At 55.8% G+C, this 26,318-nt stretch carries 23 protein-coding genes; 13 read left to right on the top strand and 10 right to left on the bottom strand.

The annotated features are described in order from the left end of the window. Positions 1-55 precede the first annotated feature (55 nt). Both AC1TXO_RS07855 and AC1TXO_RS07850 read left to right on the top strand, forming a co-directional pair. Positions 56-1,216 (top strand): MFS transporter, encoded by a 1,161-nt coding sequence (locus tag AC1TXO_RS07855; protein ID WP_486405787.1) that lies wholly within the window; start codon positions 56-58, stop codon positions 1,214-1,216. Between the two features lie 110 nt (positions 1,217-1,326). Then, entirely contained in the window at positions 1,327-2,172 is an 846-nt protein-coding gene (locus AC1TXO_RS07850) for a lipopolysaccharide kinase InaA family protein (protein ID WP_486405786.1), read from the top strand. A gap of 7 nt (positions 2,173-2,179) precedes the next feature. On the opposite strand, the gene AC1TXO_RS07845 is transcribed toward AC1TXO_RS07850, so the two are convergent. Next, entirely contained in the window at positions 2,180-2,941 is a 762-nt protein-coding gene (locus tag AC1TXO_RS07845) for an SDR family oxidoreductase (RefSeq protein ID WP_486405785.1), read from the bottom strand. 229 nt (positions 2,942-3,170) lie between these two features. On the opposite strand from AC1TXO_RS07845, the gene AC1TXO_RS07840 reads away from it, so the two are divergent. Beyond that, on the top strand, positions 3,171-4,172 hold the full coding sequence (locus AC1TXO_RS07840; protein ID WP_486405784.1) for an NADP-dependent oxidoreductase: 1,002 nt from the start codon (positions 3,171-3,173) through the stop codon (positions 4,170-4,172). A gap of 75 nt (positions 4,173-4,247) precedes the next feature. Here AC1TXO_RS07840 and pyrF read toward each other — a convergent pair whose 3' ends face one another. After that, positions 4,248-4,949, bottom strand: a complete 702-nt coding sequence (gene pyrF / locus AC1TXO_RS07835) for an orotidine-5'-phosphate decarboxylase (RefSeq protein WP_375101016.1) — start codon at positions 4,947-4,949, stop codon at positions 4,248-4,250. A gap of 180 nt (positions 4,950-5,129) precedes the next feature. Between pyrF and AC1TXO_RS07830 the strand changes: the two genes are divergently transcribed. After that, entirely contained in the window at positions 5,130-5,297 is a 168-nt protein-coding gene (locus AC1TXO_RS07830) for a DUF2897 family protein (protein WP_486405783.1), read from the top strand. A 134-nt stretch (positions 5,298-5,431) separates the two neighbouring features. On the opposite strand, the gene AC1TXO_RS07825 is transcribed toward AC1TXO_RS07830, so the two are convergent. The 8 genes from AC1TXO_RS07825 to gmd all read right to left on the bottom strand — a co-directional run bounded on the left by AC1TXO_RS07825 (position 5,432) and on the right by gmd (position 14,310). After that, entirely contained in the window at positions 5,432-5,758 is a 327-nt protein-coding gene (locus tag AC1TXO_RS07825) for a ComEA family DNA-binding protein (protein WP_486405782.1), read from the bottom strand. Between the two features lie 243 nt (positions 5,759-6,001). Then, complete coding sequence (locus AC1TXO_RS07820; RefSeq protein WP_486405781.1) at positions 6,002-8,011, bottom strand: polysaccharide biosynthesis protein; 2,010 nt, start codon at positions 8,009-8,011, stop codon at positions 6,002-6,004. Between the two features lie 38 nt (positions 8,012-8,049). Then, positions 8,050-9,054 carry an MraY family glycosyltransferase gene (locus tag AC1TXO_RS07815; protein WP_486405780.1) on the bottom strand — a complete coding sequence of 335 codons (1,005 nt, stop codon included), beginning with the start codon at positions 9,052-9,054 and terminating at the stop codon, positions 8,050-8,052. Then, the gene (locus tag AC1TXO_RS07810) at positions 9,051-10,019 is read right to left on the bottom strand and encodes a UDP-glucose 4-epimerase family protein (RefSeq protein WP_486405779.1); all 969 of its coding nucleotides are present in this window, start codon (positions 10,017-10,019) and stop codon (positions 9,051-9,053) included. The genes AC1TXO_RS07815 and AC1TXO_RS07810 overlap by 4 nt, the downstream gene beginning before the upstream one ends. 100 nt (positions 10,020-10,119) lie before the next feature. Beyond that, positions 10,120-11,244, bottom strand: a complete 1,125-nt coding sequence (locus tag AC1TXO_RS07805; protein WP_486405778.1) for a glycosyltransferase family 4 protein — start codon at positions 11,242-11,244, stop codon at positions 10,120-10,122. Next, positions 11,241-12,386 carry a glycosyltransferase family 4 protein gene (locus tag AC1TXO_RS07800; protein ID WP_486405777.1) on the bottom strand — a complete coding sequence of 382 codons (1,146 nt, stop codon included), beginning with the start codon at positions 12,384-12,386 and terminating at the stop codon, positions 11,241-11,243. The genes AC1TXO_RS07805 and AC1TXO_RS07800 overlap by 4 nt, the downstream gene beginning before the upstream one ends. Further along, complete coding sequence (locus AC1TXO_RS07795; RefSeq protein ID WP_486405776.1) at positions 12,383-13,279, bottom strand: GDP-mannose 4,6-dehydratase; 897 nt, start codon at positions 13,277-13,279, stop codon at positions 12,383-12,385. The genes AC1TXO_RS07800 and AC1TXO_RS07795 overlap by 4 nt, the downstream gene beginning before the upstream one ends. Beyond that, a complete protein-coding gene (gmd, locus tag AC1TXO_RS07790; protein ID WP_486405775.1) occupies positions 13,279-14,310 on the bottom strand; it encodes a GDP-mannose 4,6-dehydratase in 1,032 nt (343 codons plus the stop codon). The genes AC1TXO_RS07795 and gmd overlap by 1 nt, the downstream gene beginning before the upstream one ends. Before the next feature lie 1,461 nt (positions 14,311-15,771). On the opposite strand from gmd, the gene AC1TXO_RS07785 reads away from it, so the two are divergent. Genes AC1TXO_RS07785 through AC1TXO_RS07745 form a run of 9 tightly spaced genes read left to right on the top strand, consistent with a single transcriptional unit; the run spans position 15,772 to position 26,265 of the window. Continuing rightward, positions 15,772-16,761, top strand: a complete 990-nt coding sequence (locus AC1TXO_RS07785) for an FAD-binding oxidoreductase (RefSeq protein WP_486405774.1) — start codon at positions 15,772-15,774, stop codon at positions 16,759-16,761. 12 nt (positions 16,762-16,773) lie between these two features. Next, positions 16,774-17,547, top strand: coding sequence for a glucose-1-phosphate cytidylyltransferase (gene rfbF, locus AC1TXO_RS07780; protein ID WP_486405773.1), 774 nt, complete (start codon positions 16,774-16,776; stop codon positions 17,545-17,547). Between the two features lie 7 nt (positions 17,548-17,554). Beyond that, on the top strand, positions 17,555-18,640 hold the full coding sequence (rfbG, locus tag AC1TXO_RS07775; RefSeq protein WP_486405772.1) for a CDP-glucose 4,6-dehydratase: 1,086 nt from the start codon (positions 17,555-17,557) through the stop codon (positions 18,638-18,640). Positions 18,641-18,670: 30 nt separating this feature from the next. Further along, a complete protein-coding gene (rfbH, locus tag AC1TXO_RS07770; RefSeq protein WP_486405771.1) occupies positions 18,671-19,984 on the top strand; it encodes a lipopolysaccharide biosynthesis protein RfbH in 1,314 nt (437 codons plus the stop codon). Between the two features lie 3 nt (positions 19,985-19,987). After that, entirely contained in the window at positions 19,988-21,697 is a 1,710-nt protein-coding gene (locus AC1TXO_RS07765; RefSeq protein ID WP_486405770.1) for a thiamine pyrophosphate-binding protein, read from the top strand. Then, on the top strand, positions 21,694-22,629 hold the full coding sequence (locus tag AC1TXO_RS07760; protein ID WP_486405769.1) for an NAD-dependent epimerase/dehydratase family protein: 936 nt from the start codon (positions 21,694-21,696) through the stop codon (positions 22,627-22,629). Before AC1TXO_RS07765 ends, AC1TXO_RS07760 begins: the two co-directional genes overlap by 4 nt. Positions 22,630-22,654: 25 nt before the next feature. Continuing rightward, positions 22,655-23,020, top strand: coding sequence for a GtrA family protein (locus AC1TXO_RS07755; RefSeq protein WP_486405768.1), 366 nt, complete (start codon positions 22,655-22,657; stop codon positions 23,018-23,020). Next, positions 23,013-23,945: a glycosyltransferase family 2 protein gene (locus AC1TXO_RS07750; RefSeq protein ID WP_486405767.1), complete on the top strand. Its 933-nt coding sequence runs from the start codon at positions 23,013-23,015 to the stop codon at positions 23,943-23,945. Before AC1TXO_RS07755 ends, AC1TXO_RS07750 begins: the two co-directional genes overlap by 8 nt. Further along, complete coding sequence (locus AC1TXO_RS07745) at positions 23,938-26,265, top strand: DUF7024 domain-containing protein (RefSeq protein ID WP_486405766.1); 2,328 nt, start codon at positions 23,938-23,940, stop codon at positions 26,263-26,265. Before AC1TXO_RS07750 ends, AC1TXO_RS07745 begins: the two co-directional genes overlap by 8 nt. The last annotated feature ends 53 nt before the right edge of the window (positions 26,266-26,318 follow it).

Below are 26,318 nucleotides of genomic sequence, written 5' to 3'. Positions count from 1 at the left end.
TGCAACGCGATCACGCCAATGTGGCTTCACACTTCCTTGCACCTACGGACCCTTCATGCCCACCCGCCTGGCCTTCGCCCTGTGCCTGATCACCCTCGCCGTGAACCTGCAGGCCCCGCTCTATACCGCCTATGCCGACCTGTCCGGTTACGGCGCCGCCGCCACTGCCCTGGCATTCTCCAGCTATGTGCTGGGCGTACTTCCCGTGCTGCTGGCCTTCGGCGGCCTGGCCGACCGGGTCGGTCGCCGCCCGCTGATCATTGTCGCGCTGCTGCTGTCGATGCTGGGGACCACGCTGGTGCTGCTCGCACCCGGCCTGGAAACCCTGGCCCTGACCCGACTGCTGATGGGCATCGGCACCGCCCTGGCGACCACCACCGCCACGGCCTACATGAGCGAGCTGCTCGGCGATGCCGACAATAATGCCCGCGCGGCCAACTGGGTGACGGCCAGCACTTCGTTGGGCTTCGGCCTGGGCGCCGCGCTGACCAGTCTGTTCCTGTTGCGCGGCCCGAGCCTGAGCCCAGGCAGCTTCTACCTGCAACTGGGGCTGGCCGCCATCGCCGCGCTGCTGGTCTGGCGCCTGCCCGACCCTCGTCCTGCACAACGTGGTGCGATGCTGCGCCTGCCTTGCTACCCCGCAGGCAGCCTGCCTTACGGCCTGGCGATCCTGCTGGCCTGGGCCTGCACCGGGCTGGTCATCGCCCTGCTGCCTGGGGTGCTGCGCCAGCAGGGGCTGAGCGAATGGTCGGGCTTTTCCACGTTCTGCGTGATCAGTTGCGGCCTGCTGTTCCAACCACTGGCCAGGCGCCTGGCAAGCCTGCGCGCCACCCTGCTGGGCCTGGCCATCCTGCCGCTGAGCTTCGCCCTGCTGGCCTGGGGCGCCGAAACAGGCAGGCTGGCCGCCGTGCTGGCAGGCGCGGTGGCCGCCAGCAGCGCCTGCTATGGCTTCATCTATCTGGGAGGGCTGGCAGCGGTGAACACGCTTGGCGGTGCCGAGAAGACCCGCGCCAGCGCCGGTTTCTTCCTGCTCGCCTACCTGGGGTTCAGCCTGCCGGTGATCTTCACCGGGCTGCTCAGTGATCGACTGGGCTCGAGCATGGCGCTGATGCTGTTCGGGCTGGCCCTGTCAGTTGCATGCGTTGCTGTTGCGACGGCTCTCTGCGCACCCGGCAAGCGTCCCTGCAGAGCAAGTCGCCAGACGCAAATGAACTGAAAATCTGCATTTGTCCAGCGCACAAGGATGAAGTTGAATGTTAAAAAGATTAAAAAAGTGTAATATTACAAAAATATGACGATGGCTTTTTGACACTAGCAAGGATGTTTGTGAAACGTTTTGATTGGGTTCGCTCGCAATTTTTCCCCCACACTTTTGACCAATGCCGGGCCACGCTGCACCTTCAGGCAGCACTTCCCATGCCCACGAGTGAAGCACTCGCGCAAGTGATTGGCCAAGCCTCCATAGCCAAGCGTGTCAGCAAGCCGTTGCAATGCTTGCACAGTAGGCTGTTCGTCAAACGCGAGCGCTTGGATTCGCTGCGGAAGAAATGGCGAATCCAACGCGGCGTTCGCAAGCGCAACGGCCTGTTCGACTGGAGCCTGGAAGAACTGATCAATACCCGCGAGGCTAATTTGCGGGGCGCTCGCGTCCCCAAGCTCAAGGGCTACGGCTACAGCCATGGCGCCCTGGGCTTGCCTGAGCATTTCTATTTGCTGATCGAACACCTGGAAGACCACATCGATGGGTACAACTGGGTGATGCAACAGCCCCAGTGTGTGAGCGAACTGATAGAAACCGCCTTCGAGCTCATGTACTCGCTGCACGGCTGCGGCGTGACCCACATGGATCTTTGGGCTGGAAACCTGATGCTACCTGTTAAAGGTAACCAACCCGCACAGGCAATCGACCTGGAAAACTGCTTTGTCACGCCAACGAACCACTTCACTGAAGTGCTAGCGTTCCAGATGGGTTTTTTCTATTACCGCCAGATCTATCGCTTTATCACCGAGACCGACTACGACGCGCTGGTTGAAGACGCCTTGATGCGCTACTTCACCAACGTTCAGCGCGACCTATTCGAGCGGATCTACGCCATTGCCAAGCATCAGGATGTCGGCCGACTGGAACGGCGCGACATCTTCCACACCGGCAAATTGCAGGCACGCTGGTAGCGTATTCTCAGATCGCAAGCGCACCACCATCCACTGCCAGGCTATGGCCGGTGGTGAACTTCGCCCCATCGCTGCACAGGTAAAGCACCGCGCTGGCGATTTCCTCGACCTTGCCGATGCGCCCGACCGGGTGCATCGCTGCGGCGAACTCGGCCTTGCGCGGATCGGCCTCGTAGGCACGGCGGAACATATCGGTATCGATAACCGCCGGGCACACGGCATTGACCCGAATTCCCTTCTTCGCATACTCGATGGCGGCCGACTTGGTCAGGCCGATCACCGCATGCTTGGACGCGGCGTAGATGCTCATCTTCGGCGCTGCGCCCAGCCCGGCCACCGAGGCGGTGTTGACGATCGCACCGCCACCCTGGGCCATCAGCAGCGGCAACTGGTACTTCATGCACAGCCACACACCCTTGACGTTGACGCCCATGATCGCGTCGAACTCGGCCTCGCTGCCTTCGGCCAGGCGCCCCTTCTCGATCTCGATGCCGGCGTTGTTGTAGGCGTAATCCAATCGACCATAGGCTTCGACGATTTTCTCGTGCAGTTGCCGCACATCGCTGTCGCGGGTGACGTCGCATGCCACGAACAGCGCTTCGCCGCCCGCGTCACGGATAAGCGCGACGGTCGCCTCGCCACCGGCCGCATCGAGATCCGCCACGACCACCTTCAGCCCCTCGGCGGCGAACGCCTGGGCCGTTGCCCGGCCGATCCCCGCCGCACCACCGGTGACCAGGGCGACCTGGCCGGAAAACGTCATGCTCATCACAGGCTCCTGCATACCAGAGAACAAGTAGAGGCTGAGTCTAGTCAGAGCGCCGTCCGGCTGGGCAGCATCATCAGGAGCACGGTTGGACTACCATCGTTTGCAGTGATTGTGCCCCGCCAGCCAGATCATCGAGATGGATCGCAGGGCATTCGCCATGGCGGTCGACCTTGCCTGGTGCGGCGCGACCGTCTATCAAAGGGCTTTGCCACCTACAGGGAGAACCACCATGACCCAGACCAACCGCCGCTTCCTGCTCGCCAAGCGTCCTGTCGGTGCCGTACGCCGCGAGGACTTCGACTACCAGCAGGTACCTGCCGGCGAACCGGCCGATGGCCAGATTCAGGTGCGCAACCTGTACCTGTCACTGGACCCGGCCATGCGCGGCTGGATGAACGAAGGCAAGTCCTACATCCCACCAGTAGGCCTGGGCGAGGTGATGCGCGCACTCGGCGTCGGCGAAGTCGTCGCCTCCAAGCATCCGGACTACAAGCCCGGCGACCATGTCAGCGGCGCCCTTGGCGTGCAGGACTACTTCACCGGCACGCCCCAGGGCCTGCACAGGATCGACCCGCGCCTTGCCCCCCTGCCCCGCTACCTGTCTGCGCTGGGCATGACCGGCATGACCGCCTACTTTGCCCTGCTCGACGTCGGACAGCCCAAGGCCGGTGAGACCGTGGTCATTTCCGGCGCCGCCGGTGCGGTCGGCAGCATCGCCGGGCAGATCGCCAAGCTCAAGGGTTGCCATGTCGTCGGCATCGCCGGTGGTGCGCAGAAATGCCAGTACCTCAAGGATGAACTGGGCTTCGATGGTGTCATCGACTACAAGGCCGAGGACGTGCTCGCCGGCCTCAAGCGCGAGTGCCCCAAGGGCGTGGACGTGTATTTCGACAACGTCGGCGGCGACATCCTCGACGCCGTGCTCAGCCGCCTGAACTTCAAGGCACGTGTGGTGATCTGCGGCGCCATCAGCCAGTACAACAACAAGGAAGCGGTCAAAGGGCCGGCCAACTACCTGTCGCTGCTGGTGAACCGAGCACGCATGGAAGGCTTCGTGGTGATGGACCACGTCAAGGAATACGGCAAGGCTGCGCAGGAAATGGCCGGTTGGCTGGCCAGCGGCAAGGTCAAGAGCAAGGAGGATGTGGTCGAAGGCCTGGAGACTTTCCCGGAGACGCTGCTCAAGCTGTTCAGCGGGGAAAACTTCGGCAAGCTGGTGCTGAAGGTCTGAATTGGCTGCAGCTGGCCGCTCCGTGAGAGAGCGGCCTTGTACCGTGGTGGGCTGCATGGCAGCCCTTGAGTCGAATCAACCGCGAATCTCGGCCACCACCGCCGCCAGCGCCTGTGCCGGATCCGCTGCCTGGCTGATCGGGCGGCCGATCACCAGGTAGTCGGAGCCGGCATCCAGCGCCTGACGCGGCGTGAGGATACGGCGCTGGTCATCCTGGGCGCTGCCAGCCGGGCGAATACCCGGGGTCACCAGTTGCAGTGCCGGATGCGCTGCCTTCAGCGCCGGTGCTTCCAGCGCCGAACACACCAGGCCGTCCATCCCCGCCTTCTGCGCCAACGCCGCCAGACGCAGCACCTGCTCCTGCGGATCGACATCCAGGCCGATCCCGGCCAGGTCTTCACGCTCCATGCTGGTCAGCACGGTGACGCCGATCAGCAGCGGCTGCGGCCCGCTGCGCTTGGCCAGCTCTTCACGGCAGGCCGACATCATGCGCAGGCCACCGGAGCAATGCACGTTGACCATCCACACGCCCATCTCGGCAGCGGCCTTGACCGCCATCGCAGTGGTGTTGGGAATGTCGTGGAATTTCAGGTCGAGGAACACCTCGAAGCCTTTGGCGCAGAGGGTCTCGACAATGCCCGAGGCGCTGCTGGTGAACAGCTCCTTGCCAACCTTCACCCGGCACAGCGCCGGATCGAGCTGGTCAGCCAGCTGCAGGGCGGCCTCACGGGTAGGGAAATCGAGGGCGACGATCAGGGGCGTCTGGCAGGCGGACATGGTCAGGTCTCTTGGCAAGTCGTAAACGGCGCGCATTGTAAACGAAGTGGGCCACGGTTTGGGGGCCGCAGATCCACTGGCTGGGCAGGCAATGGCCGGAGGCTATAATTGAACGGACAGACTGGGTTGCCGGTCGAATGAAATGACACGCAGCGCATTCACCATCACAGGAGAACGACAATGCCCTGGTATGCCTGGCTGATACTCATCATAGCCCTCGGCTCGATCGTCGGCGGGTTGATGATGTTGCGCGATACGGCGAAGAAACTGCCTCTGACGGAGGAGCAGTTGAGGAAGGTTCATGAGAGGAATGCGGAGATGGATGCTGACGACACCAAATATCAATAATATGCCGACAGCAAAAATTGCGAACTTAACAGTGGCCTCTCCAGCTGGTTTCCGTAGGGTAACTTAGATACCTACAGGCATCATATCGAAAAGCAACAAAAGAGAGGCCTGCAGTGGCGTTATTATGTGGAAATTTATTCTACGGTCAACTTATTACGATTACGCTCGAGCAACGCACTGCCAATCCCCTTGATTTCCATTAACTCATCTACCGAAGCAAAGGAGCCATTAGCCTCTCGATAAGTCACGATTGACTCAGCTTTCGTTTTGCCGATGCCACTCAACACCTTCTGCAGGCTCTCTGCATCAGCGCTGTTGATATTCAGCCTATCAGAAACTGGGTCCATCACGCTGACTACCGGTACAGACGTCTTTGCTGCTGATGTCGTCGCCGCATTGATGGAAAATGAAGTTGCCGCCATCAGAGACAGACAAAAATACGCCAGGAAATTCTTGTACATATAGAGTCACTCCATTGAGTCTGTTTTTAGTGCAGCCGTTTTTGCTGCTGCCATATAAAACTAGTACCTCAGAAGCAGTACGCCCACTGCAAAATAATTACAAAACTTAACATCAATGGCAGAAATTATAACCCAGGAGAAAATTTCCTACAGCTGAAGACTATGACTCCCTCACAATCCACAAACAGTGCCGCACGCTCACCGCTCACAGAATCACAAATAAGAAAAGTTACCATCAGAGAATCAGATATCCAGTCGTCGCTGCTGATAAACCCAGTCAACAATATCACCTTCAGGCGCGTACCCATTCACCAACTCTCGCAATATAAGACGCAAGTTCGTGAAGTCATCTTTTTCCACAGCGTCGAACAGCGCCCACAGACGCAAACTCAAAATTTCCCAGGAAATAAAGTCTTCGTTGGCAGCCATAATCATGGGGTGTGCTGTGGGCGAAACATCATCTCCGATCAGTAACTCCTCGTACAGCTTTTCCCCCGGTCGTAATCCTGTAAATTCGATAGCGATATCTCCCTGCAAATTATCTGCACTTCGAACCGTAAGCCCTGAAAGATGAATCATTTTTTCAGCTAACTCAAGAATTTTTACCGGCTCTCCCATATCCAGCACAAAGACATCCCCACCCAGACCCATTGCCCCTGCCTGCACAACCAATTGAGCGGCCTCGGGAATCGTCATAAAATAGCGGGTGATTTTAGGATGGGTGACCGTTATAGGACCACCAGCTTTGATTTGTTTATGGAACAGAGGTATCACCGATCCTGAAGATCCAAGTACATTACCAAAACGTACCATGGTGAAGCGTGTCTTGTTGACTCTGGAAATCTTGCAACTGTCACCATACATCACAGGCGCCGATTCACTGCTTAATGCTTGCAGGATCAACTCAGATACACGTTTGGTGCTCCCCATCACATTGGTAGGGCGCACCGCTTTGTCTGTAGATACCAACACAAAATTGGCTACACCGGTCTGCAGGGCTGCCTGCGCCGTGCACAAGGTGCCGAATATATTATTAAGAATACCCTCGCCCATGTTGTGCTCGACCATGGGCACATGCTTGTAAGCCGCGGCATGGTATACGGTATCTACCTTCCATGTGCGCATTATATCTATCAAATGCTGCTGATTACGAACTGAACCAAGCATCGGCAACAACCTAACCGAGAGTGACTCGCGAGCAATACGCTGCTCCAACTCCCCCTGAATGCTGTACAGGTTGTACTCACATTGATCGAAGAGCAGCAACGTTCTAGGACCTGAGGCAATGATTTGCCGGCAAAGTTCAGAACCTATCGACCCCCCCGCACCGGTCACAAGCACAGTTTGTTTTCTAATGCAGCGCTCCAGAAGCTCCTCCTGCGCCGGCACCGGGTCACGCCCCAGTAAATCTGCGATATCAACATCCTGGATGTCGTCGACCTTGACTCTGCCACTCGCCAGATCGGCAAATGTAGGAACGCTGCGCACATGTAGAGGGTAAGGTTCAAGGGACGCGAGAATTTCCTTACGCCGGGTACGCGAGGCTGAAGGCAGCGCCAAAAGCACTTCCTGGACACCTGTGTCATCAATTAGCTGTTGCAGATGCTTCGGTTTATAAACCTGCAGACCAGCAATTATTCGATTTGCCAGATCACCATCATCATCAATGAATGCCACAGGGCGCATGGACCTGCCCATACGTAAAGCTGCCAGCAACTGGTTTCCCGCTGTGCCGGCACCATAGATAGCTACCTTGACCAGTCCGTCATCTCGGCTGGTAAAAGGAATTTGTTGATGACCTGAAAACCAATCACCCAAGAAAAACTGCCGCATGACCAGGCGTAGCCCCCCAATAATCACGAGGCTCAGCCACCAGTAGTTGAAGATAATGGATCGCGGAACTACCGCCTTATGATTACTGTACCAATACACCACGACTGCAAGAATCAAGGCGGCCAATGTAACAGCCTTGATAATAGTGATAAGCGCATCGTTACCGAAGTAGCGCATCACAGCCCTGTACATACCAAAACGAATGAATAAAGGCACTGCCACAACCGGAGCGGCCACGAACAACCAAGTATGTTCGAGGATGGGATTGTACATTTCATCGAGTCCCAGGCGCACGATGAACGACAACCACAGAGCCAACCAGATCAGTAGCACGTCAGTGCAAACTTGCATCAGCCGTTTTTGTTGGCGGGACAAGCTTACCAAGTAACGGCGAAGCTTATCTTTATTCAAGTCCCTCATCTGACTAACCTCAAGGTGTCACAACACAGTTGATCATTTCACTCCCGCCTACCAGCCTTATACTTGACCGCCAACAGCACAAGAGGCGCATAGGCAATGACCACTCCCGTTGCGCCATCCAACCGCAGAAAAATCACCGCCGATGCCATTGGCAGCAACCAGACAGCATTGATGGTTGCCACCCCAAGACTGACTACACGGTGGCTACGGAACTGGCGTGCGGCATATTGATAGGCATGGCTGCGATGGGCCTCGTAGACGCGCTCTCCCCTGAACAGTCTTCTCGACAAGGTAAAGGTTGCATCCACTACGAAAACCCCAAGAAGTATTAACCAACTCCAGAACAATTGTGGGTTCGACCAGGCCGAGTGCAGCACCAATATGCCGAGCACGATACCCAGAAAACCACTGCCCGCATCACCCATAAAGATGCGGGCCGGGGGAAAATTCCAAAAGAGGAAACCCGCTACCGCAGATGCCAGCAAAATTGGCAACCAGACCCCCTGTACGTTTCCGCTCAGCGAGTAAAGCAGAGACGCCCCTAGACAGGTGCAGATCGCCTCAATGCTAGCAATGCCATCAATCCCATCCATGAAATTGTACAAGTTGAGTAACCACACCAGGAATAGGACACCAAGCGAGCCACCCAACCAGGCGATATCTAGTTGCCAACCAAATACCACCAGAGGAGGCATACCACCTAGCCAGTAGAGTGCCCAGCCGCCAGCGACAAAATGCCCCACCAACCGCCAGCGTGCGGCGATATGTCCATGGTCATCCATGAAACCGATCATCGCCACCAGACCGCCCGAACCTAGCAGGGCAATCACTAACTCCGTAGACACGCTTCCGCTCCAGCACACACCTAGTACGGCAACCAAGAAGACAACAACAAACGACAAACCACCGCCCCGCGGGGTAGGCAAGCTATGTGAGCTGCGGGCATTGGGGATATCCAACAGACTGCGAGAAAGTGCATAACGACGTAGCACCGCTGTCCCCACCAGCGATGTAACGATGGCGAGCAGAATCAACCAAATCATGGACGGCTGCGCTCCAAAAAAGAGCGCGCGGTTTTCTGCAGACCTTGCTCCAGCGAATATGGCGGGCGCCATCCGAGCAGCCTGCTGTTTTTGGTAATATCCACTTGCAATGAGTCCAGGAGACGCTGGGCAAGATCGCGCTGACCGAATAGCCCAGCAGTCAGTCGCAGCAATGCTACAGGCACCGGTACAAGCCGCTCAGCGCATCCAAGCGCTCGACTCAAAACTCGCAGGAGCTCTGTCACTGGCAGAGCCTCCGCGTCGCTCGCCAAAAGGATCTGACGCGCTGCTCGCGGATGGTCGATGCACGTAATAAGTAGGTCCACCAGGTTTTCGACATATACAAGACTACGGCGGTTATCCAATGCCCCAAATGGTAAGGGGACGCCTCTCTGCACCCAGCGCATCATGCTGTGGAAGTTGGCCTTGACCCCAGGACCGTAGACCAGCACCGGACGAATCACCACCAGCTCCATGTTGACGGTGGCTGCGAGTTGCAATAAGCCCTGCTCTGCTTCGTACTTGGATACCGCATAGGCACCCTGCGGCATAGGTGGATCATCCGCACGCAATGGACAACCTGGCTGGCTGGACTCCCCGTTTACCTTCACCGAGCTGATGAAAATAAAGCGACGTACGCCTGCCGCAGCCGCCTGACGAGCCAGGTTGAGGGTTCCTTCGACATTCGCTCGACGAAACTCCGCCAGGCTATCACTAGCAACCTCCTGCATCACATGTACACGTGCCGCAGCATGTACGATCGAATCGACATCGCCCAGAAGCCCTCCCCAATCAGTAGAGTTCGACAAGGCGTCTACAACAACTGACTGAATACCTTCAGGCTCGCTACCCGCCCGCCGCACAGCCGCTCTTGCGTTGTACACCCCTTGTGCCGCGAGCGCTCGACATAATGCACCTCCGACAAAACCACTGCCTCCGGTTACAAGAATCGTTCGTTTATTCACAAATAATATCCATCCTGCCAACCTTCATATCAAGATGAGAGTAGACTCGAGGACAACCCGCCTCTATACCTGCCTGACAGATCTGCATGACGTATTTATTTCAGGAACGTTCTGGTCGTAACAAGTCGCGATACAAGTCGGCATAGGCTACCGCCATAGCTCGCGCTGTGAACACAGACTCATAGCGCTGCTTCGCCCTATTGCCCATCTCACGAGCCATGGCTGGATTGTCCCATAACCATGTCATCGCTTGCGCCAGTGCCGAGGGATCACGTGGTGGCACGACCAAACCGGTCTGATCCGCGAGATTGATAAACGTGGTGCCCGAGCCCATTTCGCAGGAAATCAACGGCTTGCCATACATCGCAGCCTCCAGCAAAGAAATACCGAACGACTCGGAACGGAGGTGGGAAGGAAATACGAAACCGTAACACAGCTCAAGCAATGCTGCTTTATCCTCATCAAGCAAACCACCCAGGAAGTGTACATTCCCCAGACCCAGATCGTGGGCTTGCTGCTTGAGCTCGGCCTCAAGGAAACCACCCCCCATGATTGCCACTGGCAAGCCATTGATTCTGGATGCCTGCAGCAAATAGTCCAATCCTTTGTAATAGCGTAGCGCGCCAACGAACAGGAAAAAACGATCTCCGAGTCGCTCACGCCAATAAACCCGCTTGTTGGCACTTACCTCAGGATAGGTAGTCCTCTCCAGCCCGTAGGGAATAATCGAAACCTTATCCTGAAAGCTCCTCAACACCGGACTGCTCGCAGCATAATTGGGCGATGAGGCAACCACTCGATCGACGCTTGAGAGAAATTGATTCATTAACGGCTGATACAGTTTTAACAACCACTTTTGCTTGACGATATCTGAGTGATAACTCACTACACTTGGTTTGTTCACCCGTGCAAGAAAGTGAACCAGATCCATGTACGGCCATGGGAAGTGGTAGTGCACAATGTCGGCTTGACGAGCAAGGTCAGAAAAATCCCTGAGGGCAGATATTGAAAAACCAGTGGAAGCCAGGTGCAGATCAAGCTTGGCACGATGCGTCAAATGGCCCGCTACCGGCTCGTTGCGCGCAGCTCCGCGGGCACTGAGATAGAGTACCTCAGCATCTATACCCTGAGTACGGGTACCTTCGGCGATCTGGAAAATAACCTGCTCGATACCTCCCATCGAGTCGGGATAGTAGGTCTTGAAAAAATGCAGAACCTTGATCATCTTCCTTCGCTGACCTTTCGGTAGACATCAATAGTGTTCAGTGCGCAGCGCTCCCACGAAAAGCCAGCGGCATGGCGTATTCCTTCTTGTATGGCAGCCATACGCCAGGAATCGTCCTCGAGCCCTCGCCGTAGCAGGTCGCTCAGGTGATCAACATCCTCCGGCGAACACATCAGCGCTGCTTGTCCTGCCACTTCGGGCAAGGAAGAACTGTTGGAGCACACCACGGGCACACCAGAACTCATGGCCTCCAGAACGGGCAAGCCGAAGCCCTCGTAGTGCGAGGGAAAGGTGAACAGTCGAGCCCCGGCATACAAAAGTGGCAGATCTTCACTGGCGACGAAACCGAGATAACGTGCCCAACCTTGCTGCTGAGCATTCTCGATTCGTTGGTGGATCGCTTCGCTCCGCCATCCATGGTAACCGGACAGAATCAATGGCCAACGCTGGCGCAGCGCCATCGGCAACCTGCCATAAGCTTCCAGTAACGTCTCGATGTTCTTGCGCGGTTCGACAGTGCCCACAAACAAACTATAGCCACCCGGTTTCAGGCCGTGAAATGCCAATCTCTCACGCAACGTCTGCGGACTACGCGGATAGAATTCGGGGGAACTGGCCAATGGCACTGCATGAATGCGTTCGATGGGCCAACAGAAGTGGTCAGCCAACTCTTGCCGAGTATAGAGTGAATCAGTGATCAGCGCATCGGCTCGCTCAAGGGTGAACTTGAGCTCTTTTTGCAAGTATCGTGCAATCTGGGGGGCATAGCAGTGCGCCCAAGTGAATGGCGACAGATCGTGGAACGTCGCTACGCTGCATCCTCCGAAAGGCGGCAAGTAGTAATTTGGGCTGTGGTAGATAAAGCTCTCGTGCCCTTTCAAAACCCGCTTGCGCAGATAAGGCATAACGCGACGATACGCCTCAACAAACAGTGCGTTCCGTTGGACCAAACGCTTCAAGCCATGTCCTGCATCAGACTGCTCGGATGGCTTCGGCAAACCCGTTAGAAAACGTTGACCTGCGAAGAGCTGCAATTCAGTAATTTCGCTGCTTTTCTGTAGTCGGGATGCCAACTCATAAGTATAGCGCCCGATGCCAGTCAACGGAAAGCGCACTGGCTCGACGGAAAGGATGACATTCATTTACTGGCAAGCATCCAATCCAGAGTTTCATCCAACGGCCGAGTTCCCCACTCAGGGAATAAGCGGCGGAGCTTGGCATTATCACCGCACAAGGTTTTAACCTCGTTAGCGCGCACGAATGCAGGATTGACCTGCACCTTGATTCGGTGCCCAGTGATGGCCTCACATTTGGAGATAACTTCACGCAACGAATGCGTCTGTCCGGAACTTACGTTTACTATTTGTCCGAGCGGGCGAGCTTCGAGCAAGCCGCGATAGGCCTGGACCACCGAGCGGACGTCACTGAAGTCGCGCCAAACATCCAAATTGCCGAGCTCGATCGTATGTGCCTTATGCTTAAAATGCGAGACAATCTTGGGCAACAGAAAGTTCTCTGCTTGCCCAACACCGGTATAGTTGAAGGGGCGGGTGATGATGATCGGCAGACGATCGACCCACAGACCGGCCATATACTCCATCGCCAGCTTGCTAACTGCGTAGTCATTGGTCGGTGCGGGCAACGTTTGTTCGTCGAGCATCCCCTCGGAAACATTGCCATAGACATTCGCACTGCTGGCAATCAGCACACTTTCCGGCTGCTTGCCACAGCTCGCAATGGCTTCCAGCAGGTTGCGCGTACCTATGAGGTTGACCCGATAAAACGCATCTGCCGCACCGTGACCTACGAACGCAATGGCAGCCAGATGCACTACGACATCCGGTTGCACCTTGACCAGCAAAGCGCGCAATCCTGAGGCGTCGGCAAGATCCATCTGATAGTAGTCGGGAGCCTGCGACGGCTGACTGCCCGTCCCTACAACCTCATAGCCTCTGCCCCTTAACTCGGCCGCCATATAGCGACCAGTGAAGCCCTGGACCCCTGTAATCAACGCGCGCTTGCTGGCCATTTGCATCAGAACGAGAATCCTTTTTCGTTACGGCGCAGGTCAGCTTCAACCATCATGCGGCATAGTTCCTCCAGGCTAGTCTTGGGCTCCCAACCAAGCACTTCCTTAGCTTTTGCCGGATTACCGATCAACAACTCGACTTCCGCTGGACGATAAAACTTGGGATTGACCACGACCAATACCTTACCAGTGGCAGCACAAACGCCTCGCTCTGTCTCGTCCTTGCCGCTCCAGTTGATTTCAATGCCCACGGCCTTGAAGGCCATGGAGACAAAGTCGCGCACGGTTTCGGTACGGTTGGTTGCAAGCACGAAAGTATCGGGCAAGTCGACCTGCAGCATGCGCCACATACCTTCGACATATTCCTTGGCGAACCCCCAGTCACGCTTAGCGTCGAGGTTACCCAGCTCAAGCCTGTCGAGCAGGCCAAGCTTGATCTTGGCCACCGAGTCGGTAATCTTCCGGGTCACGAATTCGCGACCACGCAAGGGAGACTCGTGGTTGAACAAAATCCCGCTAGTGGCGAAGATGCCATAGGATTCTCGGTAATTAATGGTCATCCAGTGTGCATAAAGCTTCGCTACACCGTAGGGGCTACGCGGATAGAACGGGGTGCTCTCGATCTGTGGGATGGCCTGAACCTTGCCAAACATCTCCGATGTGGACGCTTGGTAGAAGCGTACTTTCGGATTGACGATTCGGATCGCCTCCAGCAGGTTCACGGCACCAAGACCCGTGATTTCTGCCGTGGTCAGCGGTTGCTCGAAGGAAACGCCAACAAAGCTCTGTGCTGCAAGGTTATAAACCTCCGTGGCTTCGGTGCTTTGCAGCAAGCGAATGCTAGCGGATAGATCAGTCAGATCGTATTCGACCAGATGAAGATTGGGGTTGGTGTCAATCCCCAGCTCTTCGATGCGCCAAAAATTGACCGAGCTTGTGCGACGATAGGTGCCGAAGACCGTGTAGCCTTTTTCCAGCAGCAGCTCCGCCAGGTATGCGCCGTCCTGACCAGTGATCCCTGTGACGATTGCTTTCATGCGACTTAACCAACTCCGATAGTGCCGTACGGGCATGCGTGAATATTCACCCCTGCGCTGGATTCCGACCACGCGCCTGAAGGGTTCAGTGGCGGAGTATACATCTCTTGCCACGTGTACTCGAATCAGAAAACGCCTACCAGACTGATGCGCGCGCGCCACCTGAACGCACATCGAATCGCCATCAAACCGCCACCCCCTCCTGCGAGGCCATGAACGTCGGCAACCTCAAGGACTCCACCCCCTGAGGGGGCTGCGAACTATACAAACCGGAGACATCGTTTACATTCCATACCGGGAACATAGCTTACAGGTTGATACGGATGATCAGGAGGCATTTGATCCCCCCTAGAACCAAGAGCCCCCTATGGATCAACGAGTCGGACTGGTCAGTGAATGGCTTTCCGGTAATTACACCAATAGCCAGCGGGCGCGCCGACACGACGTCAGCCGTCCAAACGATCGACAAGTGGATAGCCCGATATGGTGCGGGAGGATTTGCGGCGCCCTACCCCCCCTACCAAAACCAGTGATGAGCTACTGACCCGCATTGTGGCGATGGAAGAAGCGACGACCAATGCCTGAAACCTTAATACTCAGCGACAATACTCTGAAAAAAGCCTTGGCACATATTTGCAAACCGCACATATCGCACCTGCGACTGCTTTCGCCCGAGCTATCTCTCGTGTCAAATTTACGTGTTGAACCCCTACGACCAGAAGCTATCACCCCGGATTCAGAGCAGGCTCTGCATGAAAACTCTTGAGACGAAGGTCAGGCCAAGGCGAGGACAACCGCGGTCGCGCCAGACCTTGCGGGTTGCAGATGGGGATCCCGGCCGGGCTGGCACTCCAAGCCGTTTTCAACGCAGCATCGCCGATGCATAGGGCCTTTCATATTCATTGCCTAAGCCGCAGGCCTGTGAGGGCATCCGTCATGGGTGCACATATCCCATACCTTCGCTATCATACCCACCTCTAAGGCGCCAGGCTTATTACCAGCAGCGTCAAACCATCACTGCATGGATAAGCATTTCAGTGTGAACAACGGACTTTCCGAAGGCATGCGACGCATATGTCGCAGGCTACAACCTCCCCCCCTTCCCACTAAAGCGATACAGGAGCGCCTGCAGTACAGCGCATCGCCCATGCACAACACCAGCATAATCTACACGCTCCTGTCGTCAGGCGTTGGCGCGTCGCACCGCCCCCCTCCACGCTGTCGGATGTCGGATAATGCTGCAGCTTGGCAAATCCAGCACGCGAGTCAGGATGGCGATGATAGAATCCCCGTCGAAGCGTCGCCCGAAGCGCTGCAAGCGTGCCCTCCCATGAGATAGGGATAGGCTCGAGATGGTCCGAATCTTGATCCCTCCGCGATTCTGAGCCTATGGAAATTTTCTCGGCGACCATCCAATGAGCGGTTTTCACAGCATTTCAGAATTCAACACCCGGTAATCCTATGGTTTCAGTAAAACTTCAAAACGGGAAGATGTTCAGTTCCGAGCCCGGCACATCACTGCTCGACAGCGCCAAGGCTGCAGGCCTTAGCTTGGAGCACAGTTGCCGCACAGGTCGCTGCGGAGTCTGCAAGACCACCGTGATTTGCGGTGAGACTGAAACCTTGCGAGAAGAAACCTCGTTGAGCGCTGAAGAGACCGCTGCAGGCGTTATTCTCACCTGCTGCCGTTATGCCACAAGTGATCTGGCGATCGATGCGCAGGACCTAGGCGCACTGAGCAATATAGTGGTCAAGACAGTCCCCTGCCGCATCGACAATATCAAGCGACTGGCGGCCAGCGTCGTCGGAGTCACCCTAAGAGTCCCGCCCTCCGGCAAGCTTACCTACCTGCCCGGCCAATATCTGGATGTCATCGCAGAGGGCGGCGTGCGCCGAAGCTACTCTATTGCGAATGCCCAACGCGAAGACGGCAAGCTCGAGTTGCAGATACGGGAAGTCGATCAGGGTGTGATGTCCAAGTACTGGTTCAACAGTGCGAAGCACAACGATCTACTACGACTGGAAGGCCCAATGGGCACATTCTGTCTACGTGAGCAGGAAGCGCGCACGATCGTGTTCCTTGCCACTGGTACCGGCATAGCACCGATCAAGGCAATGCTTGAACAGTTACAAGGCAGGCCCGACCTGGCTGATGGCAAGAGGATCTTCATCTACTGGGGAGGCCGCACCCCTGACGATATCTACTGGACTCCTGGACTTGAAGGGCTGAATGCTGATTTCATTCCAGTATTGTCCCGTGCCAGCACCGAATGGTCAGGACGCACCGGATACGTGCAAAGTGCGCTACTGGATGATGGTATAGACCTTGCCGGTGCAGTCGTTTATGCATGTGGCTCAGAGGATATGATCCAAAGCGCGCGCGACGCATTGACTACTGCAGGATTGCCGTTAAAAAACTTTTATTCAGATGCATTTGTAAGTTCAAACTAACAAGGAACAGTCATGAAAGCAGTCATTTTGGCGGGTGGACTGGGGACGCGCCTAAGCGAAGAAACCGGTACTCGCCCCAAACCCATGGTCGAAATCGGCGGCAAACCGATACTCTGGCATATCATGAAGATGTACTCCTCGCATGGCATCAATGACTTTATTATTTGCTGTGGCTACAAGGGCTACATGATCAAGGAATATTTTGCCAACTACTTCCTGCATACTTCAGATGTCACCTTCAACATGCGTGACAACAGCATGGAAGTGCACGACAAGCGCGCTGAAGACTGGAACGTTACCTTGGTCGACACAGGCGAAACCTCGATGACGGGTGGCCGCCTGCGCCGCGTAGCTGACTACGTTCGTCACGAAGACGCTTTCTGCTTCACCTATGGTGACGGCGTTGGTGACATGAACATCAGCGCCACTATCGCATTCCACAAGCAGCACGGAAGAGACGCGACACTGACCGCCACATATCCACCAGGTCGCTTCGGCGCACTGGACATCAACAAAGGCCAGGTCCTGAACTTCAAGGAAAAACCCAAAGGCGACGGTGCGATGATCAACGGCGGCTTCTTCGTATTGTCACCAAAAGTTCTCGACCGCCTACACGCCGACAACACGGTTTGGGAGCAGGAACCGTTGATGGGCCTGGCCGAAGATGGTCAGCTGATGGCCTACGAGCACGCCGGATTCTGGCAGCCAATGGACACTCTTCACGACAAGAATCTGCTGGAAAAGCTTTGGCAGAATGGCGCCGCACCTTGGAAGTCGTGGGAATAAAGCGAACATGAAAGCTTCCGTCTCAGCCGCCTTCTGGCAAGGCAAGAAAGTATTCCTTACCGGCCACAGCGGCTTCAAAGGTAGCTGGCTCGCCTTGTGGCTGCAGGGCATGGGTGCACAAGTCAAAGGTTTTGCCTTGGCACCACCCACCACACCCTCGCTGTTCGAACAAGCGAAGGTGGAACAGGGTATGCACACCTCGGAGATCGGCGATATACGCAACTTGGCGACCATTATCGAAAGCATGACAGCGTTCGATCCGGACATCCTCATCCATATGGCGGCGCAGCCATTGGTGCGCTTGTCCTATCGCGAACCTGTGGAAACCTATGCTACGAACGTGATGGGGACCGTCCATGTCCTGGAAGCAGCACGCCAATGCACGAACCTGCGCGCAATCGTCAACGTCACAACCGACAAATGCTACGAAAACCAGGAGTGGGAGTGGGGCTATCGTGAAAACGAGCCGATGGGCGGACACGACCCCTACAGCAACAGCAAAGGCTGTGTCGAGCTGATCACCAGCGCCTACCGCAACTCGTTCTTCAGCAGCAAAAACGCTGCCGCCTTGGCCTCAGCACGCGCGGGTAACGTCATCGGTGGTGGCGACTGGGCCGACGACCGACTGATCCCGGACATTCTGCGCGCTGTTGCGAAGGGTGAGCCGGTGGTGGTGCGCAACCCCAGGGCTACACGTCCTTGGCAACACGTACTGGAGCCGTTGAGTGGTTACCTTGTTCTGGCCCAGCAGCTGTGGGAGCATGGCCACGCCGTTGCGCAGGGTTGGAACTTCGGGCCACGTGACGAAGACGCACGCCCTGTCGAGTGGATACTGGACCACATGGTCAAAGCATGGGGCGATGGCGCCCGCTGGCAGTTGGACGACAATCCTCAGCCGCATGAAGCCCGTCACCTGAAACTAGACATCTCCAAGGCACGCGCCCACCTGAAATGGGAGCCAACCTGGAACCTCGAAACTACCTTGACCCACATCGTCAATTGGCACCGCGCCTGGCTACAGGGCGATGACATGCACGCCCGTTGCATGGACGAAATCAACAGTTACATGGCTGCCATGGCTTCTGGCGCCTAAACAACTATTAGCTTGAGCAGGAACTACCTTATGACCCCCGATATGCTCCGTCAGGAAATCAGCCAGCTCGTCGAGCGCTATGCCCAGACAGCCCTGGCTGCCAAACCTTTTGTTGGGGGCGAAACCGTCATCCCTCCCTCGGGCAAGGTGATCGGCACCCGTGAACTGCAACTGATGGTCGAAGCCTCGTTGGATGGCTGGCTGACCACCGGACGCTTCAACGCCCAGTTCGAGAAAAAACTGGCTGAGTTCATTGGTGTCAAATACCTGATCACCGTGAACTCGGGTTCATCGGCCAATCTAGTGGCCTTCAGCACCCTGACTTCGCCAAAGTTGGGTGAGCGTGCGATCAAAAAAGGTGACGAAGTGATCGGCGTAGCCGCTGGCTTCCCGACGACCGTCAACCCGATCGTGCAGTTCGGCGCCATTCCGGTGTTCGTCGACGTCGACATGGCCACTCACAACATTAATGCCGACCTGATCGAGGCTGCCATCACTCCGAAAACCAAGGCCATCATGCTTGCTCACACCTTGGGCAACCCGTTTAACCTGGCTAAGGTCAAGGCGATTTGCGAGAAGTACAAGCTCTGGTTGGTCGAAGACTGCTGTGACGCCTTGGGCGCCACCTACGAGGGGAAGCAGGTCGGCACTTTCGGCGACATTGCCACCCTGAGTTTCTACCCGGCGCACCATATAACCATGGGCGAAGGCGGTGCGGTGTTCACCAACAACGCCCAGCTCAAGCTAATCGCCGAATCTTTCCGTGACTGGGGTCGCGACTGCTACTGCGCACCGGGTTGCGATGATACCTGCGGCAATCGCTTTGGCCAGCAGTTCGGCAGTCTGCCGCAGGGTTACGATCACAAGTACGTGTATGCCCACTTGGGCTATAACCTGAAGATCACCGACATGCAGGCCGCCTGTGGACTAGCCCAGCTGGACCGTGCACAAGCGTTCATCGAAACCCGCAAGCGCAATTTCAAGCTGCTCAAGGAGCGCCTGGCGAGCCTAAGCGACTTCCTGGAAATTGCAGAGGCGACCCCGAACAGTGATCCATCCTGGTTCGGCTTCCCAGTAACCCTTAAGGAAAGTGCCGGGGTCAAGCGTGTTGACCTGCTGAAGTTCCTTGATCAGCACAAGATCGGCACACGCCTCCTGTTCGCTGGTAATTTGATTCGCCAGCCCTACTTCCACAACGTGGAATACCGGGTAGTCGGCGAACTCACCAATACCGACCGAACCATGAACCAGACCTTCTGGCTCGGTGTGCAACCTTCGTTGGGTCAGGAACACTTCGACTACGTTGGTGAAAAACTGGAAGAATTCTTCGGGCTTGGTTTCTAACTTATGAAAGCTTCAGATGCAGTGGCAAAAGTTCTGGCGGACCACAACGTCCTCTATGGTTTTGAGCTCATCGGTGGAATGATCGCCCATCTGGTGGACAGTATTAGCTTGCTCGGCAAGACCAAGTTGATATCCATGCACCATGAGCAAGGCGCTGCTTTCGCTGCATCTGCAGTTGCACGTGCGACTCATCACAAGGTCATGGGTGTGGCACTGGGCACCAGCGGCCCAGGTGCAACCAACCTGATCACGGGTATCGCCGACTGCTGGCTGGACAGCCACCCGTGCGTGTTCCTCACCGGGCAGGTGAACACCCACGAGCTCAAAGGAGAGCGCGCCATCCGCCAGCAGGGTTTCCAAGAACTCGACAGCGTGGCCCTAGTGAGCAGCATTACCAAGTATGCGCATCAGGTCACTCACGTCGAAGAGCTCATTCCGAGCCTTCTCAAAGCGCTACGTATTGCGCGAGAAGGCCGTCCGGGGCCAGTGCTGCTGGATATCCCCATGGACATCCAACGCGCCGAAATCGATGAGGCGCTGCTGGACCAGTTGATCAAAGCCAGTTTCACGACCTCTGTGGCCGAACCCCAGGCCTCGTATGGCGAGGTCTGGGCCGCATTGGCCAAGGCACAGAAGCCGCTGTTCCTGATCGGTGGCGGCGCTGTCAACTGCGTACACTTTAACCGCTGGCTGAGCCAGGTCGACAAACTGGGGATTCCCCACGTTGCCAGCCTGAAAGGAGCCGAAAAGCTCACGGCCCGCGAACATTACCTGGGCATGCTCGGGGCCTATGGCACCCGTGCCGCCAACCATGCTGTGCAGAACTGCGACCTGCTGATCGTGTTCGGCAGCCGCATGGATGTGCGCCAGACCGGTGCCAAGACCGAGACCTTCGCCACCAATGCGCAAATCATCCAGTTCGACCTGGACGCAGCTCAGCTGGACAACCGAGTCAAGGCACAGCAGTCGATTCATGCCGGACTCGACGAGGTGTTCCTCGACTTCATTGCCCATAACGACACCCTGAAACCCGCACCTATGGCTTGGCGCACGCACCTGGCCCAAGTCTTCGCCCAGACCTTCGCCGATGAGTACACAGCCTGGAATGTCAGCCCATTCGCAGTGTTCAGCAGTCTCAACGCATTGACTGCCAACCGAGCCCTAGACTACGTTGTTGACGTCGGCAACAATCAGATGTGGGCCGCTCACACCCTGCGTTTGAGCCCCAACCAGGCCATGCACCACTCCGGTGGCCTGGGCACCATGGGCTTTGCCATTCCCGCAGCAGTAGGTGCGAGCATCGCCGGCAACAAGCCAGTCATCGTCATCACCGGTGACGGCGGCGCTCAACTCAATATCCAGGAACTGGACATCATCGCCCGCGAACAGCTACCGATCCTGACCATCGTCATGAACAACCACTCGCTGGGCATGGTGCGCGGCTTTCAGGAAATGTACTTCGAAGGGCGCAATTCCTCAACGTACTGGAACGGCTACACCTCGCAGTTTAAGGCCTTGGGCGAAGCGTACGGCATCCCGTCGCACAGCGTAATCGACCTGGCCACCATGAATACGGCGGTGGCCGAGTTCCTGACCAATCGAAGGCCGATGCTGATCGAAGTACTGATGCCTGATGCCCGTGAATGCCGTCCACGCCTGGAGTTCGGCCGGCCGATCGACGAGCAGTCGCCACTAATGGATCTGGGCCGATGAAACTGGCAATCCTCGGCGCCAGCAGCCACATTGCCAGGGACTTGGTTGCCAGCATCGCTGTACACAACAGCTACGCCTGCACCTTGTTCGTCCGCTCGCCCGACATGCTGGACACCGAGTTGAAAGCCATCGCGGCGCGCAAAGGCTTTGCCATCAGCAGCTATGCCGGCTTCGGCGCCAGTTGTCAGTTCGACGCGATCATCAACTTCGTAGGCGTCGGCGACCCGGCCCGCGCCGTGCAGATGGGCAAAGACATCTTCACGGTCACTGAGCAGTACGACAAAATGGCGCTGGACTACCTGTACAGCCATCCGACCTGCAGATATATCTACCTCAGCAGCGGCGCCGCCTATGGTAGCAACTTCGCTGCACCAGTTTCCGAGTCCTCGCACGCGGTGTTCCCGATCAACGGCTTGCGCCCACAAGACTGGTACGGGGCGGCTAAGTTCCAGGCTGAATGCCACCACCGCGCGCTACCCGAGGCGACGATCGTCGATGTGCGGGTATTCAGCTACTTCAGCCACCGTCAAGCCCCGCAGGCGCGCTTCTTCCTCAGTGACATCCTACGTGCCCTGCATAATGGCAGCGTACTGGAAGTGGCCGCGGACGACATGCTTCGAGATTACCTGACGCCGGCCGACTTCTTTCAACTGATCGACCGTATCCTGCAAGGGCCTGCTTGCAATACAGCAATCGATTGCTACAGCCTTGCACCGGTTGGCAAGTTCGAGCTGCTTGCGGCATTGGAAGATGCCTTCGGCCTGCAACACCGTGTCGCCGGCGACCAGGTACGAGTCAATGCGACTGGACCCAAGGCGCATTACTATTCCCATAACCGGCGGGCGGAGCAGTTGTTCGGTTACGTGCCCGGCGACTCGTCACTCAGCGGAGTTGTACGTGAGATCAGGCAGCAGCTCGATGCAAGACACTAAGCCAGCGCTCTCCTGGATACGCAAAATGCTGCGGGTGAAGCTGTTCCGATTCTTGCTCGTGGGTGTGCTGAACGCGGCGTTCGGCTATGGCTGCTTTGCCGGGCTTCTATATCTGGGCCTGCACTACAGTGCGGCTTTGCTGATAGCCACCTTACTGGGCGTGGCCTTCAACTTCAAAAGCACCGGGGCCCTGGTGTTCGGGTCGAAGAACAACAAGTTGATCTTCAGATTCGTCGCCGGATATGGCGTGGTCTATAGCGCCAACGTGGCTGGCATCGCAGCGCTGAAACTGCTCGATGTCGACCCTTACGTGGCCGGAATAGCATTGATCGTGCCAATGGCCCTGCTCTCCTTTGTCATCAATAACAGGTTCGTTTTCAATTATGCGTAAGTTGATCAGCATAGTGACTCCCTGCTACAACGAAGAAGCCAACATCGATGAGCTTTACCAACGCATCGTCGAGGTCATGTCACGCCTTGACTACGATTACGAACATGTGTTCATCGACAACTGCTCGACCGATGGCAGCCATACCAAACTGCGCGCCCTTGCCGCCCAGGACAAACGCGTCAAGGTTATCTTCAACGCCCGTAACTTTGGTCATATTCGTTCGCCGTACCACGCCTTGCTGCAGGTCAACGGCGACTGCGCTGTACTGATCGCCTCCGACCTGCAAGACCCGCCCGAGATGATCGAGGATTTCGTCAAGAAGTGGGAAGAAGGGTTCAAGACCGTAATGGCGGTAAAACCAGAAAGCGAAGAGTCGCGTATGATGTTCCTGGTACGCCGAGCCTACTACCGCTTCGTCACACGCATCTCGGAGGTGCCGCTGGTGCAGAATGCCACCGGTGCCGGTCTGTTCGATCGTGCGGTACTGGATATCCTGAAGAAGATCGACGACCCGTACCCATACTTCCGTGGTCTGCTGTGTGAGATTGGCTTCCCGATTGCCACCGTGCCCTTCAAGCAGCCACGCCGCCAGCGCGGTATCACCAAGAATAACTTCTACACCTTGTACGATATCGCCATGCTGGGCATCACTAACCACTCCAAAGTGCCACTGCGCCTGATGGTAATGGGTGGGGGGTTGCTTGCAGGATTAAGTCTACTGGCTGCTTTCGCGTTCTTGATTGCCAAGCTGATTTTCTGGAATTCGTTTCAGATGGGTATCGCACCGCTGCTGATTTCGCTGTTCTTCTTCAGCTCTGTGCAAATTCTATTCCTGGGCATGCTCGGCGAGTATTTGGGCTCAGTGCACACGCAGATGCGCAACATGCCGCTTGTGGTTGAAGCAGAACGTGTGAATTTTGACTGAACTCTACGGACAAAGTGCTTTGAACTCTTCTAATCTGAACGCCAGAACAGACACTACCCTGCCAACCAACTACCTTGACTGGTATAGCATTGTCAAAGAAGACTGGCGCCTGATGCTTATTGGTGCAATCGTCTCGTACTTTCTTGCAAACCTGATCACTTCCGGCTTATCTGCCGGATTAATTCCAGATTTGTCAGTGCCATTCGGCTATAACGGCGATTCTATTTTCCACGCTTGGATGGCCAGCCGGGTCGATGAGGGCTGGATATTCGACAATGCTAGAAGCGGGTACCCCTTCGGCTCAAACTTTCTGGATTATCCGGGCGCCGATGCCGGGAATCACCTTGTCATCAAGCTGCTCTCTGGTCTCACTGGAGGCTGGGTTGGCGGGCTCAACCTGTATTTCTTGCTCGGCTTCCCTACATGCTTCATCGCCAGTTACATTGCTACTCGTGCTTTCGGACTGAATCGTAGCTTCACAGTGACGGTAGCTGGACTTTACACCTTCACGCCTTTCCACTTTCTGCGCCTGGAATATCAACATTTATTCTATACTTGGTATTTTGTAGCACCTGTATTTTTCTATTTAGCACTTTGTGTTTATCGAACCGCTCAACAGCCGCTGACCGACAATTTACCACTTCGCACAGCAAAGGGCATTCTGTCCATAGCTGGCTTGCTCATAATCTCTTCATTCGGTGTTTATTATTCTGTATTTGGGGTAATCATTATTGGCTTCGCCGGCTTATTAAACTGGGCAAAGTCAAAACACCTTCAGGGCATCAAAAGATCCATCTTACTTTGCTTTGCCATTGGCACTGGCGTTGCGCTTAATATTGCGCCCAACGCAATGAACACCTTCAAAAATGGCCCTAACGAAGAAGTGGCCCAGCGCTCGCCAGGCCAGTCGGAACACTTAGGCTTCAAGTTGATGCAGTTGATGCTACCTCGACTGGATCATCGGTCTTCAACCCTGGCCAATCTGACACAAACCTATAACAAGGGATCTCCGCTGGTCAATGAAAATGCCACTGCGACACTTGGTATGATCAGCGCTGGGGGGCTCGTTCTAACATTCCTATTTTTGCTATTCAGGCCAACAGGATCTGCAAATGACGAACGTCTACGCCTAATAGCCGCAATTACCTTTGTGCTCTTTATGTTCGGCACCATAGGAGGGCTTGGTACAGTTTTCGCCTGGTTCATCTCCCCCTCTATCAGGGGTTGGAATAGAATTAGCGTATTCATCGCCTTCAGCACTCTATTGTTCACTTTCATTGCTTTGCAGATCCTTCTGAAAGCGAGAGGTAAACACCTTTCCCGCTATGTCACTGCCATTGCGGTGGCGGCACTACTTTTCGGCTTTCTCGACCAGACGACGCCAACCTGCAAAAGCTGCTATGTGCAGCGTAAAAGCGAATTCGAAAACGACAAGAACTTCGTTCATTCCATCGAGCGCGCGCTGCCTTCTATGGGCGCCGTGTATCAATTACCGTACATCGGCTTCCCAGAAGAGCCGCCCCTCAATCGCATGATAAGTTACCAGGCTCTAGCAGGGGTTATCCACTCAAAGGGACTGCATTGGAGCTTTGGCGGGATGAAAGGGCGGGATGGTGATGCTTTCTATCGCGCACTCGCCAAGGAATCAACGAGCAAGCAATTGAGTGTAATTCGCCGCTTGGGATTCGACGGAATTTACATCGACCGCAGAGGTTATGCCGATAATGGTGACGCTTTGATTACCCAGTTGAGTGAGCTTCTTAACAGCGCACCAGACTTGGTAAGCAGTAGCGGCGACCAAGTATTCTTCAAGGTTACTGGCAGCGATCATCCTCCGCTCGAAAATCTCACTACACCCCAGATCATGAAACTATCTGGATTTTATGCTGACCACCTCGGCATTCGCTACCCTTCTACGTTAGAAAACGGCATTGATTTCACCAAAGAAGGTTGGCCGGAATTCATCGCTAATGTCAAAGGGCTCTGGCCGCTGGAGCCTTGGGGACGATGGTCTGTGAAATCGAAGGTGTCCTTCGATTTTACAGAACCGTTGCCCCAGACATTTACATTAGTCTTAACCGCTCGTGCATTTGCATCCAACGCAGAGCACCCTACTCGTATTCAAGTGGCCGATAAGGAATACACGGTTCAGTTGACCAGCGATACTTCAGAGGTGCGGGTTAAAGTCGACCTCCAAGGCTCAAACGCGCAACGTATTACTTTAATTCCATACGCCCCAACCTCCCCCAAAAAACTCATGGGGGGCACGGATGGTCGTAGGTTGGGTATCGGCTTTGTATCTATGCGCTTTGAGCAATAGGCCACTCATTCACGTCGGTGCGGGAATTATTGATCTGACGCCCGCATCGACAT

It is taken from the genome of Pseudomonas sp. FA117, from assembly GCF_057370475.1.
The sequence above is the reverse complement of the archived record's forward strand: the minus strand, read 5'-3'. Positions and strand labels throughout refer to the sequence as shown.

Bases quoted from the DNA above. Each gene is read 5' to 3' on its own strand.
- AC1TXO_RS07855 (WP_486405787.1), top strand. From the start codon at position 56: ATGCCCACCCGCCTGGCCTTCGCCCTGTGCCTGATCACCCTCGCCGTG.
- AC1TXO_RS07845 (WP_486405785.1), bottom strand. From the start codon at position 2,941: ATGAGCATGACGTTTTCCGGCCAGGTCGCCCTGGTCACCGGTGGTGCG.
- AC1TXO_RS07840 (WP_486405784.1), top strand. From the start codon at position 3,171: ATGACCCAGACCAACCGCCGCTTCCTGCTCGCCAAGCGTCCTGTCGGT.
- pyrF (WP_375101016.1), bottom strand. From the start codon at position 4,949: ATGTCCGCCTGCCAGACGCCCCTGATCGTCGCCCTCGATTTCCCTACC.
- AC1TXO_RS07830 (WP_486405783.1), top strand. From the start codon at position 5,130: ATGCCCTGGTATGCCTGGCTGATACTCATCATAGCCCTCGGCTCGATC.
- AC1TXO_RS07825 (WP_486405782.1), bottom strand. From the start codon at position 5,758: ATGTACAAGAATTTCCTGGCGTATTTTTGTCTGTCTCTGATGGCGGCA.
- AC1TXO_RS07820 (WP_486405781.1), bottom strand. From the start codon at position 8,011: ATGAGGGACTTGAATAAAGATAAGCTTCGCCGTTACTTGGTAAGCTTG.
- AC1TXO_RS07815 (WP_486405780.1), bottom strand. From the start codon at position 9,054: ATGATTTGGTTGATTCTGCTCGCCATCGTTACATCGCTGGTGGGGACA.
- AC1TXO_RS07805 (WP_486405778.1), bottom strand. From the start codon at position 11,244: ATGATCAAGGTTCTGCATTTTTTCAAGACCTACTATCCCGACTCGATG.
- AC1TXO_RS07800 (WP_486405777.1), bottom strand. From the start codon at position 12,386: ATGAATGTCATCCTTTCCGTCGAGCCAGTGCGCTTTCCGTTGACTGGC.
- AC1TXO_RS07795 (WP_486405776.1), bottom strand. From the start codon at position 13,279: ATGCAAATGGCCAGCAAGCGCGCGTTGATTACAGGGGTCCAGGGCTTC.
- gmd (WP_486405775.1), bottom strand. From the start codon at position 14,310: ATGAAAGCAATCGTCACAGGGATCACTGGTCAGGACGGCGCATACCTG.
- AC1TXO_RS07785 (WP_486405774.1), top strand. From the start codon at position 15,772: ATGGTTTCAGTAAAACTTCAAAACGGGAAGATGTTCAGTTCCGAGCCC.
- rfbF (WP_486405773.1), top strand. From the start codon at position 16,774: ATGAAAGCAGTCATTTTGGCGGGTGGACTGGGGACGCGCCTAAGCGAA.
- rfbG (WP_486405772.1), top strand. From the start codon at position 17,555: ATGAAAGCTTCCGTCTCAGCCGCCTTCTGGCAAGGCAAGAAAGTATTC.
- rfbH (WP_486405771.1), top strand. From the start codon at position 18,671: ATGACCCCCGATATGCTCCGTCAGGAAATCAGCCAGCTCGTCGAGCGC.
- AC1TXO_RS07765 (WP_486405770.1), top strand. From the start codon at position 19,988: ATGAAAGCTTCAGATGCAGTGGCAAAAGTTCTGGCGGACCACAACGTC.
- AC1TXO_RS07760 (WP_486405769.1), top strand. From the start codon at position 21,694: ATGAAACTGGCAATCCTCGGCGCCAGCAGCCACATTGCCAGGGACTTG.
- AC1TXO_RS07755 (WP_486405768.1), top strand. From the start codon at position 22,655: ATGCTGCGGGTGAAGCTGTTCCGATTCTTGCTCGTGGGTGTGCTGAAC.
- AC1TXO_RS07750 (WP_486405767.1), top strand. From the start codon at position 23,013: ATGCGTAAGTTGATCAGCATAGTGACTCCCTGCTACAACGAAGAAGCC.